Source organism: Hyphomicrobium sp. 802 (assembly GCF_000526135.1).
GTDB lineage: Bacteria > Pseudomonadota > Alphaproteobacteria > Rhizobiales > Hyphomicrobiaceae > Hyphomicrobium_B.
This window is the reverse complement of the sequence record NZ_JAFM01000001.1, coordinates 846841-859258: the sequence shown is the minus strand read 5'-3', so window position 1 is coordinate 859258 and position 12418 is coordinate 846841. Positions and strand designations below refer to the sequence as shown.

11 protein-coding genes are annotated in these 12418 nt (G+C 58.7%); 5 read left to right on the top strand and 6 right to left on the bottom strand.

The genetic code is table 11. The annotated features are described in order from the left end of the window. Nucleotides 1-14: 14 nt before the first annotated feature. Complete coding sequence (locus HYP802_RS0104305) at nucleotides 15-686, bottom strand: cation transporter (protein WP_013945870.1); 672 nt, start codon at nucleotides 684-686, stop codon at nucleotides 15-17. Between the two features lie 78 nt (nucleotides 687-764). On the opposite strand from HYP802_RS0104305, the gene HYP802_RS22065 reads away from it, so the two are divergent. Further along, a complete protein-coding gene (locus tag HYP802_RS22065) occupies nucleotides 765-1247 on the top strand; it encodes a helix-turn-helix domain-containing protein (RefSeq protein ID WP_013945869.1) in 483 nt (160 codons plus the stop codon). A gap of 329 nt (nucleotides 1248-1576) precedes the next feature. Continuing rightward, nucleotides 1577-3577: a DEAD/DEAH box helicase gene (locus HYP802_RS0104295; protein WP_013945868.1), complete on the top strand. Its 2001-nt coding sequence runs from the start codon at nucleotides 1577-1579 to the stop codon at nucleotides 3575-3577. A 343-nt stretch (nucleotides 3578-3920) separates the two neighbouring features. On the opposite strand, the gene HYP802_RS0104290 is transcribed toward HYP802_RS0104295, so the two are convergent. From HYP802_RS0104290 to HYP802_RS0104275, 4 genes are all read right to left on the bottom strand, one after another. Beyond that, nucleotides 3921-4217 carry a hypothetical protein gene (locus HYP802_RS0104290; protein ID WP_013945867.1) on the bottom strand — a complete coding sequence of 99 codons (297 nt, stop codon included), beginning with the start codon at nucleotides 4215-4217 and terminating at the stop codon, nucleotides 3921-3923. Between the two features lie 311 nt (nucleotides 4218-4528). Further along, complete coding sequence (locus HYP802_RS0104285; protein WP_013945866.1) at nucleotides 4529-7132, bottom strand: TonB-dependent receptor; 2604 nt, start codon at nucleotides 7130-7132, stop codon at nucleotides 4529-4531. Nucleotides 7133-8100: 968 nt separating this feature from the next. After that, nucleotides 8101-8700 (bottom strand): NADPH-dependent F420 reductase, encoded by a 600-nt coding sequence (locus tag HYP802_RS0104280; RefSeq protein ID WP_013945865.1) that lies wholly within the window; start codon nucleotides 8698-8700, stop codon nucleotides 8101-8103. An 83-nt stretch (nucleotides 8701-8783) separates the two neighbouring features. After that, entirely contained in the window at nucleotides 8784-9533 is a 750-nt protein-coding gene (locus tag HYP802_RS0104275) for a glucose 1-dehydrogenase (RefSeq protein ID WP_013945864.1), read from the bottom strand. 290 nt (nucleotides 9534-9823) lie between these two features. On the opposite strand from HYP802_RS0104275, the gene HYP802_RS0104270 reads away from it, so the two are divergent. The 3 genes from HYP802_RS0104270 (at nucleotide 9824) to HYP802_RS0104255 (ending at nucleotide 11625) form a co-directional block, all read left to right on the top strand. After that, the gene (locus HYP802_RS0104270) at nucleotides 9824-10720 is read left to right on the top strand and encodes a LysR family transcriptional regulator (protein WP_013945863.1); all 897 of its coding nucleotides are present in this window, start codon (nucleotides 9824-9826) and stop codon (nucleotides 10718-10720) included. Nucleotides 10721-10749: 29 nt separating this feature from the next. After that, entirely contained in the window at nucleotides 10750-10890 is a 141-nt protein-coding gene (locus HYP802_RS23485; RefSeq protein ID WP_155831141.1) for a hypothetical protein, read from the top strand. Nucleotides 10891-11208: 318 nt separating this feature from the next. Then, complete coding sequence (locus HYP802_RS0104255) at nucleotides 11209-11625, top strand: hypothetical protein (RefSeq protein ID WP_013945861.1); 417 nt, start codon at nucleotides 11209-11211, stop codon at nucleotides 11623-11625. A gap of 125 nt (nucleotides 11626-11750) precedes the next feature. Here the strand turns inward: HYP802_RS0104255 and HYP802_RS0104250 are convergent, their stop codons facing one another. Next, a complete protein-coding gene (locus HYP802_RS0104250) occupies nucleotides 11751-12308 on the bottom strand; it encodes a hypothetical protein (protein WP_013945860.1) in 558 nt (185 codons plus the stop codon). Between the last annotated feature and the right edge of the window lie 110 nt (nucleotides 12309-12418).

Sequence of the window (12418 nt, the reverse complement as noted above, 5' to 3'; positions counted from 1 at the left end):
TTAAATACTCCTCCTCAGGTTCGGCCAACCACAGCGATCATTTCAGCGGGGCCATCGGACTGCCTTCGCCATTCATCGAGCGCCTGTCCCAATATCTTGGTCGCCGAATGCAAGAATATGGACGCAAGGATTGCCGCCACGAGTATATCCGGCCAGCCGCTCGCTGTGCCCCATACGACGTATGCTGACAAGATGACGGCCACGTTGCCGACGGCGTCGTTTCGTGAGCACAGCCACACAGAGCGTACGTTGGCGTCACCGTCCTTGTACTTGAGGAGAATCAAGACGCTCGCCAAGTTGGCTGCGAGTGCGAGAAAGCCGATTGATCCCATGATCTCGGCGACAGGAACGCCCGGCGCAAAGGCGTGCCAAACTGTCGAGCCGAAAATCCAAAGCCCCATGAGCCCGAGAGTAATCCCTTTAACCACTGCGGTTGTGGCCCGCACGCGCAATGGCAGGCCGATGACGGCGAGACTGAGACCGTAGGTCAGCGTGTCGCCGAAGAAATCGAGAGCGTCTGTTTTCAACGCCTGGGAACCCGACATCGCTCCGGCTCCCATCTCGACGGCAAACATGACCGCGTTGATTGCGATCACCGCCCAAAGGCGGCGCTGATAGCCGGGAGCTAGACCGTTGAAGGCCAGATTTTGGGAGCAGCCACACCCGCTCTTAACGCAATCGGTCATCTTCTCATGCCGCAATTTGCAACATCCAGGATGTAGTATAGGATCTCTAGTGGCTAGAGGTTCAAGAGGTATGTGGGCATGGGCGAAATCGGAATTGGCGGGCTCGCGGAACTGACCGGCGTTAAAGTACCGACCATCCGCTTTTATGAGCAAATCGGGCTATTGGTAACGCCGGACCGCACGAGCGGAGGGCAACGGCGATACGATGACCGTGCGGTCGCGCGGCTGGCTTTCATCCGTCATGCCCGCGATCTCGGTTTTGACATGGATGAAGTGCGCGAACTCCTCACGCTAGCAGATCGTCCGGATGCTCCCTGCCAACGCGTTGATGCGATTGCTCGTCGTCAGGTCGCGCATATCGACGGCAAGATAAAGCGCCTGCAAGCTGTGCGTCGCGAACTTAGAACTGTAATTTCTACATGCCACGCCGCGCGCGTTAAAGACTGCCGTATCATAGAGGCTTTGTCAGGCGCTTCCTCCAAGTCAAATGGCGGCAAAGCGCGATCGCCGGCACGAACGTCAGAAACTGCAATAAAAGGGAAGAAAATCCTTCGAATTTAACCCAAAGCGATTTCTGCTTAGGGTCACGAGCGAGCGTCGGCGCGGCCTGAAGTACTTCCGTTTTGCTCTCTAAAGCAGACATCCGTCATCGTGTGTATGCCACCTCGTCAAGCATCAACCAAATGTCAGCTATTGAGACCTTCCGGCCGAAAGTCTTACGTGGCAGGGTTTGCGGCAGGCTAACCAACATTCGAAGCGCGCCAACCTGCCCGCTGGCGTTTACGCCGAATACCAGCTACGCACGCTAAATAACGATAATCTTGACGAAGTGCGCCTGCCACTCGAATAGAGCCGGGTGGGCCTTCTCCATTCGAAAAGTCTTCACAATCATGACCTTCCCGTCGGTTCATCCCGCACTCGGGCGCGCTCTTTCTGCGCGCGGCTACTCTGCGCCTACTGCCGTGCAATTAGCGGTTCTCGAAGCCAACACGGTAGGGCGTGATTTGCTGGTCTCGGCTCAAACCGGCTCCGGGAAAACGGTCGCCTTCGGACTTGCGATGGCATCGACGCTTCTTGGAGAAGCGGAACGTTTCTCGCAAGCCGCTGAACCGCTGGCGCTGATCATCGCACCCACGCGTGAGCTTGCGATGCAAGTGCAGCGCGAACTCGACTGGCTCTATGCAGACACCGGGGCGCGTGTTGTGACCTGCGTCGGGGGCATGGACGCACGCGCGGAGGCCCGCCAACTCGGCTTCGGCGCTCATATCGTTGTCGGCACGCCCGGACGTCTGCGGGACCATTTGGAACGACGGCGGCTTGACCTGACAAAACTCGCAGCCGTTGTGCTCGACGAGGCCGATGAGATGCTCGATCTCGGATTTCGCGAGGATCTGGAATTCATTCTCGACGCGACCCCTGAAGGCCGCCAGACGCTCCTGTTCTCGGCCACCATGCCGCGCGAGATCGAAGCACTGGCGCGCCGCTACCAGCGCGACGCTGTTCGCATCGAAACGGTGAAGCGCAACGAGCAGCATGCCGACATCGACTATCGCGCCATTCGCGTCGTTCCGAGCGATACTGAAAACGCCATCGTCAACGTGCTTCGGTTTCACGAGGCCGGCGCCGCGATTGTGTTCTGTTCGACGCGCGAAGCCGTAAAGCGGACGCACGCGCGTCTCTTGGAACGAGGCTTCTCTGCGGTGGCCCTCTCCGGAGAGTTGACGCAGAACGAGCGCACGCATGCACTTCAAGCACTTCGTGATGGCCGCGCGCGCGTTCTCGTCGCGACGGATGTGGCGGCGCGCGGACTCGACTTGCCGGCTCTCTCGCTCGTCATTCACGCCGATCTGCCCAATGATGCAGAGACACTCCTTCACCGCTCGGGTCGCACGGGGCGGGCCGGCAACAAGGGCCTGTGTGTGTTGATTGTCCCCTTCAACCGCCGGCGTAAGGCCGATGCGTTGCTGGCCGGTGCGAAGCTTAAGGTCACGTGGGGCCCGGCACCGACCGCTGACGAGATCCGCGCACGCGATCAGGAGCGCTTTCTGGCCAGCTCTATCTTCACCGCTCCCGCGACGGACGAGGACCTGAAGCTTGCGCAATCCCTTCAGTCCAGCCGCACGGCAGAAGAGATTGCTCTCGCGTTGGTCCGGATCCACCGAGCCCAGCTGCCCGCGCCGGAAGATCTTACTGAGGATACGGGCTCGCCGCGGCGGCGCGATGATCATGCGCGAGCACCTCGGGAGCGGGTCGAGCATAGACAAGTACGCAGCCAAGGGCCGCAAGGCCGAGACGAGCGTGCGAGCGCGCGCCCGAGAGACGGCCGCTCCACGCACGCCGTTCGTGATCAGGGCCGTGAGATGGTCTGGTTCCGCATCGATATCGGCCGCGAGCGTAACGCCGAGCCCCGCTGGCTGCTGCCGCTTCTCTGCCGCGCCGGCAATGTGACGAAAGCCGAAATCGGTTCCATCAAGATCTTCGACCGCGACACGCGCTTCCAGATCGCCGCCGAATCCGCAGACACGTTCGCGGATACCGCGCGCTCCATGAAGCCTAACGAGGGGCGGATTTCGCGCATTGGCGCCTCCATGGGTGACGACGCTGGTACGCACGGCAATCCGACCCTCGCTGCCCGGCAGCAGAAAGACGACGAGGCCAAAGCCGCAACCTTGTCTGATCTCCAAACGGGTCGGCACGCGAAGACGCCATGGCGGGATCGAAGCAAAGAAAAAGCCGGCGCGCATCCTCATCGAAAGCGTGACGCGCAGAAAACTCATCCCAAGGGCACCGGGCCTCGCCCAGGTTCATCAAAATCAAGCGGCGAATATAAGCCTGTGTCAAAATACGCTCATGGGAAGAAGCAGCAGAAGAAGCATCGCCCGACCTCATAGCGATTTCCGAACGTGAACAAGTCCACTCAGGGCTTGAACACGTGATCGAGCATCCGAAGATTCGACCTATCTCGTCTCACAGCGGACATGATCGGCGGGGCTCCCGCATCGCCGATCGCTGCTACTCCACGCGACAGCTATTGGGACCGACCGTCGGCTCCGCCGAGACGCCGACGCCTCCTGGCTCTGCTTTCCCGGAGGTGAAGCGATCCCGTTAGCTTCACTCGGGCGGCGCCGTTACGGGCAAAAAGCGCCCGATGCATCTTTTCGGATAGTGCTCGGCATAACTGCGAGGTTCGAGCCGCAAGAACAGATCAAACTGAGGGTACGTCTAGTGCCTGGTTCAGAAGCAAAGCCAGGGGCCTAAGCAGGCCGCAGGCGTCCCGCCCTTACAGGCCATCTGCGAGGAGTAACACTCAATCATCGCCCCTGATTTGCAGGTGGTTTTCACTGGCCCCTTCGGTATAAGCCCTTTCCCGGCGATCGTATTCTTAAGTGCGTTGTGGGAGAACAGCACCGCCAAATCGTGGGTGAAGTTATCGCCAATGGCGGCGACCCTCGTACATTCGGCCGCATGAGCCGTCGCCGAAAGCGCGCACACCATAATCGCGGCCACGAAGCCTGACTTGAAAACCTGCATTGCAACCCCCCGGTGCGGACAAATCACGTTTAACGCTAGTCGAGTGCTTGGCAGTTGCCAAGTAAAGGACTGTTGCTGTCACAGATATTTTCCGCAATGCGACTCTCCACACACACGCCATGACCATCCATGCGTGTCCGATTTGGGTCAAAAGCGTTGACCACTAACCAAGCTACGGAAGTTTTAGCCCGAATCCGGCCGTCGAGTAAGGCGTAGGTGTTGCCGCGGACCATGTTCGTTTGTCTATCGAGAAATGAGACAAATCATGGAACAGGAACATACCCGAAAGCCAGTGACCCGAGTACGATTACTTAGAATCTGACCTTCATTCCACCGTAAGCCGCAAGCGGTGTCGCCGGGACGATCGTGCGCGGATCCGTGAAATCTATGGTTCCGAGCGATGCTGCGGTTGCGTCGTCAAGCGTGAAGTAGTTGCCATACGTTCCGTATTGATGATCGAAAATGTTATTCACGATCGCGTAGAGCTGCACGTTTTGAGTGACGTCGTAGGATGTATGAAGATTGACGACGCCATATCCGGCTAACGGCTTATTCAGGTTCGCCTCGTCGCCGAAGAAAATCTGATCGGAAGCGGCGGTCAAATCGCCGCCGAACTTCCATTGGTGCGTCAGCCAGTAGTCGAAACCCGCCTTGAACCTGTGCTGCGGAATACCCGGCATGCGATCACCCGGATGCACGGTGGTGATAAAATCATTGCCGTTCGATGGGTTTTGAGGGTTATTCGGCGAATTAACGTCGAATGTGCTCTCGAAGCGTGCATCGGTGAAGTTATAATTGGCGAAGAGATACAGACGATCGTTGCGGTAATCGATGCTGGCATCGAGCCCTTCTCGAAGCGTGTTGCCCGCGTTCTGAAAGTAGCTTCGGCCGGCGATCGACGACGCCACATTTATAATGTCGTCGCTATTCATGGCGTGAAAGAAGCCAAGTGTCCAAGTGACCTTTTGATGATCGCCGAAGCTGGTGATCTCACCGCGGAGGCCCGCCTCTGCGGTGCGAGAGACGACCTGCTTCAATGGAGGGTCTGAGGTCAGGAAGCTCGAAATGAGACAGGGATTGTTGGGATCTGCGCAGGCAAGCTCAGCCGCGACCGGCGCGCGGTTGGCTTCTGAATATCCGCTGTAGAGCGAGAGCCCCGGAAGAAGTTGATAGGTGCCTCCAGCCATCGGATTGAAACGCTGATAGACATTGTTGCCATTGAGATCGGGAGCTAGCCCCGTGTTGTCCTTGAGACGGATATCGGCGTAATTGAAACGGCCGCCGGCCGTCAGCGAGAGCCGGTCAGTTACATCAAAGGTGTCGGAAAAGAAGACGCCGTAATAGGTGTTGGTCGTCGTGATATCGACCGGAGCGATATCCGAGTTGGCGACGATCTGACCGTCGCCGGTTATCGTGAAATTGGGACCGATGCTTCCGATCTCGGCGTTGGTCTGATAGCCGACGCGGCCATGATCGATGCTGCCGCCTAACAAGAATTGGTTCGTATGGCCGAAGATCTTCGCCTTCTGCACGCCCTGCAATGACGCCCCGTAACTTTCGGCCTGCTGCGAGGTACGATCGATTTCGCCGACGTAATTGTCGCCGCCAGGCGGCGTTAATACCGAGTTGCCATTTTGATCGACGAGCTGAACGGTCGTGCCGTCGAGATTGTCAAAGCAGAGCACACTTGTATCGCCCGCGCAGGGCGCCGCTTCGGAGCCGTTGGCATCGACGTGATGTTGATTAAACCGGCGATAGTAGCTGACGCCCGAGACCTTAAATGTATCCGTGACATTGACAGAGCCATTGACGGATCCCATTGCCATGTCGTTCTGGGTCGTTTGCGGATTTGTGTAGACGGCGCTGTAGCTTTCATCCAGCAGCTGGACCGGAGAGGCCGTAACGGCCCCGACGAAGTTATCGGCGCCAGTGAAGTTGGCATGGAACTCGGCGTCATGGTTCTTGAACCCGATATCGGCGAACGTGCGGCGAATATCGGATGGCGAGAACTGCCGCCAACCGCCGTCGTGAATATCTTCGACCGCGATATAGGCTGCGTAATTGCCGACTTGCTGCCCTGCCTGTACCGACCCTTGTATGCGTCCGAACGAACCGCCGCGGATGTCGGTCTCGACGCCCTGGAAATTAAATCCATCCTTCATCGATATGCTGATCGAGCCACCGAGCGCATTGAGGCCGAACGCCGGATTGTTGCTCATCACGGCGATATCAGAGATGGCTATCGAGGGCAGGAAGTCCCAGTTGACGACGTCGCCAAAGGCTTCGTTGATGCGGACGCCGTTCTCGTAGACGGCTAAGCCCTGGGGAACGCCGTCAAGAGGCGACGCATCGAAGCCGTGGAATTGGACATTCGTCTGGAACTCATTGCCCTGCAAGTCATTCACGATGACGCCGGGGATGCGCGATTGGAGCACGTCCTGCACTGCCATCGCGCCGCTGCGCGTCACGTCGGAGGATGAAACCGTACCGACCGACCCCGGAACCTTCGCGATCGGAAGTTCGCTGCCGCCCACGGGCGACATCTTCACCTGCGTGGGCTCGGCGACCGAGAAGTCCTTTTCAACCGGTGCCGTCGGCGGCGTCACCGGGGCCAGGGCAACGGGAGCTTTCTTCAGCTTCGCAGTCTGCCGGACCTTTCGCGGTGGGGGAGCTTTTGCCTGCTGCTGGATGACCTCCACTTCCGGAAGCAGCTGCGTATTCGCGGCCGGAGGCGTGGTCGTGGCCCCGCTCGCGGCGGGTGGGGGCTGCGTGGTGGGCGCTTGCGTCGTCGTGGCGGGGGGTGTGGTTGGGGCAATATCCGTGCTGCCGCCGGTCTGCTGCGCGAAGACACTGTCGACGCCCCCCGTCAACAGAACAGCAGCTGCGAGCGCGGCCAGACGATAGATCGGCAGCATTCCAATTTCCCCCGGTGCGATCTCTTAGAGTCGGCTTTTCCCCACCGATTCACCCCTCGTCGGAGGAAATCTTCCTTCCTGAAAGCGGTCAAATGATCTGGCAGAAATTGCATCTTTTTCCTGATGGAGGTTGTAAGGACGCAACCGTTCGATCGAGAAAAGGAGAATGTCGAATTCAAATTATCCCGAGTTAAGCAGTGGTCTCGATATGATTCGATATGCACACTGCGTGTTTCTTGACCGGCTTGTCGGACCGGTGCGCCGGGCGAACGAGAAAATGATCTGCTCCAAAACGGAGACGTCCCACCCTCAGAGTGGGGAAATCGGCTACGCTGAGCCTGTGGATTCTGGCATCTAAGACCCACTCCTTTTCGACACTCAGCGGTACCACCTGACAGCCGACAAGAGACTTTCGGCACGACGGCCTCACAATTCCGGCCCGAAACCCGTCTCGCGGTCACACGTTGACGGCCCGCATGCGCTAAGTCTCGGACGGCGCCCAGGAATTTGCGACGACCGTAGAGATACGAATTTTTCTATTTGCATTCAGTGATTTATGGCGGTGCTTGCAGTCTGACGCGAACCCGTCTCCATAACCACTCATTCCCTGCTCACACAACAAAAGCAGCGAATTTCGCGTATTTCGCCGCCCTTGCACGGACGCGAAGCGCGAGAAATCTCAATATTCACTGCAGGTTAGCGGACATCACAAGATGTCGGCGCGCGGCGAATTCGTATCTGCTGCCGCAGGGACAACGACTGCACCAGCAGGGAAATGGCGGGGCGTTTCGAGGCAGGCCGTGCAAAAACCCTGATTAGGGAGATGGTGCCGCCACGGCCGCTGTCCGTTAAGCCGACCTTCCGAAATTCGGTTCGGGGTGGGAGGCGGACATTTCATTGCGGCCGACGAGAGATGCCCGAGGTCTTCGGATCATCCCGCCCGGGCCAGATCACATGGTCGAAATCGGTCACGGTTCCTTCTTGAACAGGTCCTGGAAGATCAGCTGGCCCCAAGTGCGGCCGCGTGCGTGCACCAGCGCGCCACCCTCGTTGAGCTTGCCCAGTTTAACGGGTGCGAACCCGAGTTGTTTGGCCAAATCCGCCACGGGAGCGATCGCGTCCTCGTCGTCGCTCGACAGAAAGACGACCCGGTGGCCACCTTCGATGGTCGGATCGGTAGCCAGCGTGCTTGCAATGAGGTGATTGAACCCTTTCACGAGCTTGGCCCCGGTGAACGACTTTGCGACGAAAGCGGAAGACAGGAGGCCGTCCATTTCTTCGAGGGGTAGCTGCGAGTTCATCGTATCAACGATAGTCTTTCCTCTCCAGTTGGACAGCACCTTCGCGACCTCTGGGTGTGACTCGAAACGGACAGCTAAAAAGATAACGTCCGCCTTGACAGCATCCGCCAATTTCTGGGGAATGATTGTGGGTCCGATCATGGCCGCATCGGACGCAAAGCTTGCCGGGTCTCGCGTGGTTGCAACAGACACTTCAATGCCGTTACGGGCAAATGCCTTGGCAAGAGCGTGACCAATCTTGCCGAAGCCGATAATTGCGTAACTCATAATGCTTCTCTGATCTTATGTTAAAATTAAAGGTGGTCCCACGACTGGCGGGCTGGAAGGCCAATCGCAGGACCACACCGTGATTAGACCTGCGCCATGCCCCCATCGACGGCTAGATCCACGCCGGCAATGTAAGAACTTTCATCGGAGGCGAGGAACACTACGGCGGCCGCGATTTCCTCAGGCTTACCTCTGCGACCGAGTGGAACCTGCGAGACGAATTGCTCGGCAGCTTGCTGGGCTTGTTCAGGAGTGAGGCCAGCTTTCTCAAGTGCTGGAGTCTCGATTGGCCCTGGGCTTACAGCATTCACACGAATTTTGCGGTCTTTCAGCTCCATGGTCCAGCCACGTGCGAAGCTACGCACAGCTGCCTTGGCCGCGGCATAGACGGTAAACGCTGGCACTCCCAGCACGTTCGCGACTGAAGAGTTCAGGATAATCGAGCCACCATCTTTGAAGAGGGGAAGGGCTTTCTGCACTGTGAAGAACTGTCCCTTCGCGTTTAAGTCGAAGATTTTGTCAAAATGAGCTTCGGTAGCCGCCGCGAGCGGAGCGACTTCGCCCCAGCCTGCATTTACGAATAGCACGTCGATATGACCGTGTTTCTCTTTCACAACGGCATAGAGCCGGTCCAAATCCTCCAGGCGCGTTACGTCGCCCGCGACCGTCGTGACGTTTCCCCCGATAAAGGATGCGGCCTCTTTTAACTCTTTGTCCCGTCGGCCAGTGATGACGACGTGCGCGCCTTCTTCGACGAAGCGCTTCGCCGTAGCGAAGCCAATCCCGCTGTTGCCACCCGTAATAACTGCAACCTTACCCTCAAGCTTTCCCACGACGTCTCCTTCGAAGCTGTGTTTTTCGCGTGTCCGGGGAGGCCCCGGAGGACCTCGACATACGTTGTCTGGCGTCGGGCATGGAGTGCGGAAGCACGCACATCGGTGGTGCAGAATCGATCCGGGTTGACGGCGGGCGCCGACGGGGACCACACGTCTCCGCGGTGGAAAATCGGGCCGCATTTCGCGGCATAGGCTATGACAATCATCCGTAGCGGCCATATCCCACCAGCCGGTCGAACGGTTTGCTATAAGCTTGGAAGGGGCGCCATCCGGTGCCAGAATGCACCATGATCGACTGGGACGATGTTCGCTACTTTCTTGCCGTCGCGCGCGAAGGCTCGGTGCGGGCTGCCGCCGAGCGCCTCGGAGTGAATCACTCGACCGTGCTACGACGCATCGCCCAGCTCGAGGAACGTCTTGGGGCGCACATGTTCGAAAAGCTGCCTTCGGGATACCGCCCAACGACCGCGGGCGAGGAGGTCCTCGAGCTCGCAAAACAGATGGAAGAATCATCGCACCAACTAGAAACGCGTATCTTCGGGCGCGACCAGAGCGTGCGCGGCCTTCTGCGGGTGACGCTGGCGCCACCCCTCGCGACACACCTGCTCATGCCGGACTTCGCCGATTTCGCGCGTCTGCATCCGGACATCGAAATGGAAATCTTGTCGTCCGGCGAGCTGGCGAATCTGACCAACCGAGAGGCCGACGTCGCGATCAGGGTCGTCTACGACCGCAAAACCCTGCCGCTCAATCTTCACGGTCTGAAGGGACCGGAGGTGTTCGGCGCCGTCTACATGTCCCGCGGTCGCCTAGCCGCGTGGCGTGCGGGCGCGCCCGATCCCATGCGGTGGATCGTCATAAGCGTTCATGGAATTCCGGACTGGGCCGGCGAGGGCGAGGTTCGCACCACGGGGGTTCCGTTCAGGGTCACCGACGCCGAGGCGCAGCTCATGGCGGCACGGCAAGGGCTCGGGATCACGACACTGCCTTGCTTCGTCGGAGACGTTGACCCTCTACTGGTGAGGGTGCCGGGTACCGACCTGCACATGTACGGAACGCTCTGGCTTCTCACGCAAGGGGAGACACGCAAGACGAAGCGCGTGCGGCTCTTCACCGAGTTCGTATCCCGCAGGCTCGCCGCGTACGCGCCGCTTTTGGCGGGACTATCCGTATCGCGCGACTGACGCGCCGCAGGTCGCCGGCGACGCTTGCAGTGGACAAGTGCCTGCAAGCGGACATCCTCGGCGTCCTAACCAGGGGGCCTCAGGTGGTGAAAGCCAAAGCCGCACTCTCGATCTTCGTCTTCAACATCCTCGTAAACGCCTTCGGCGCCACGGCGATCACGCCGGGCTGAGCCGCAACCTCGCATCGCGTTGCAGCGCCGGCCGGGTCCTTGCACAGCCTGAAGGGATCGCCAAGAGCGTTTTCGCCAGAGATCACCCCGAGCGCAGCGCGCGGCTAAAGCTCTTTCACTCCTTGATGACAATCCTGACCTTGGCATAGCCGGGATTGCCAAGGGACTCGGCGTCGCCCCGTCCGCCATATATGCGCATTTTCCGGGTAGGCTCGCCGAGATCCATACCGAAGCGATCCGGACCGTACTCGCGGATGTGGCACGCCCCCCAAACCGAACGAGACCTGCGAGGGGTACCTTCGGGACCTATTCGATGCCGTGTTCTCCGCCTTCTATAAGCACCGGAAAGTCGCTCTGCTGTTCGGGCGCGAGATAGCGGCAAACTACTATCTGAATCCCCTCCTCGTCGAGCGTGTCCTCTATGCCCTCAGCCTCGCCGGTCTCCCCGAGAACGAAAAGGTCATAGCGCTCAATCTAGTCATGGGCAGCTTGGTCGGTATGATCGCGATCGAGTGCGCGTACCCAACGTCCCTGTCGCCCGCAGAATGGTCCTTGAGCCTGTCGAGTACCATCGATGCGCTGCCCGCGGCCGAGTTTCCTCAGATCAAGGCCTTGAAGATCAAGCTTGGTGGTGCGGTCAATGTGCTATCCGTTCATAAGCCGACACCGGCTAAGGCACAGCGCTTCGCCGACAGCTTGATCGCCGGTCTCAAAGCCCAATTCTCGATAGGTTAGCGGTCGCCGTTGCATGTTGTTCGCCCGCCATTATCGGTATCCCGATGACATTGCTATTCACGCAGGCACGCGCTTATCCTTGTCAAAGCGCGACAGTTGTGAAACGCACAAGCTTGCTGACTGCTCTATCGGGCCAAATCGACCAATGGCTTGCAGTAGAGCCACGCCTTAGCGATCATTTCGATCGCCCCAGGTTCGCTTAGCTCGGGACAATACTCATAGGGGAAAAGTACACCCATCTGGATCTGGTAATTTGAACCTTCCTTGTTGACAAAGGAATTGTAGCCGGCGGCCAGCCAGCGCGGCTGGCTTTTGGGGGCATCATCGCTATCAACTGCAGTTCGCAGATCAAACTCTATCAAAGCATCGATGAAGGGCGTGGACCTTTGCGAAGGATGCCGTCGCTGAACGCCGCGGAAGCGCGGGGTCGCTCCGGGATGCTCATTGAGCAAAGGCTTCAGGTTTGCAACGATCTGGCTCGTGAGCTGTCGAAAACCTGACTCTCCCAAATCGATCAACCTACTTCTCATAGCGCGGTTCACCGCATTCGGAACAGTGACCATCGCGTCAATAGTATCTGGCAAGATGCCCAGTGTGAGATGAGGATTATTCGTAAAGGCATCATTTTCATTCGCGGTGCCGAGAGTAAGAAAATCCCATACCCAGTTTTCGCTCCTTCCCATGATGGTCGTCCGGGCGTTGACGGGTTCATGCCGAGTTCCCCCTGGAGATCACCCCGTTGTCGCAACTCACTCATAGCCAAACTCAGAATTCTCTTGCCCTCATGGTAGGT

Coding starts and splice junctions, on each gene's coding strand:
- HYP802_RS0104305 (WP_013945870.1), bottom strand. CDS start 686: ATGACCGATTGCGTTAAGAGCGGGTGTGGCTGCTCCCAAAATCTGGCC.
- HYP802_RS22065 (WP_013945869.1), top strand. CDS start 765: ATGGGCGAAATCGGAATTGGCGGGCTCGCGGAACTGACCGGCGTTAAA.
- HYP802_RS0104295 (WP_013945868.1), top strand. CDS start 1,577: ATGACCTTCCCGTCGGTTCATCCCGCACTCGGGCGCGCTCTTTCTGCG.
- HYP802_RS0104290 (WP_013945867.1), bottom strand. CDS start 4,217: ATGCAGGTTTTCAAGTCAGGCTTCGTGGCCGCGATTATGGTGTGCGCG.
- HYP802_RS0104285 (WP_013945866.1), bottom strand. CDS start 7,132: ATGCTGCCGATCTATCGTCTGGCCGCGCTCGCAGCTGCTGTTCTGTTG.
- HYP802_RS0104280 (WP_013945865.1), bottom strand. CDS start 8,700: ATGAGTTACGCAATTATCGGCTTCGGCAAGATTGGTCACGCTCTTGCC.
- HYP802_RS0104270 (WP_013945863.1), top strand. CDS start 9,824: ATGATCGACTGGGACGATGTTCGCTACTTTCTTGCCGTCGCGCGCGAA.
- HYP802_RS0104250 (WP_013945860.1), bottom strand. CDS start 12,308: ATGGGAAGGAGCGAAAACTGGGTATGGGATTTTCTTACTCTCGGCACC.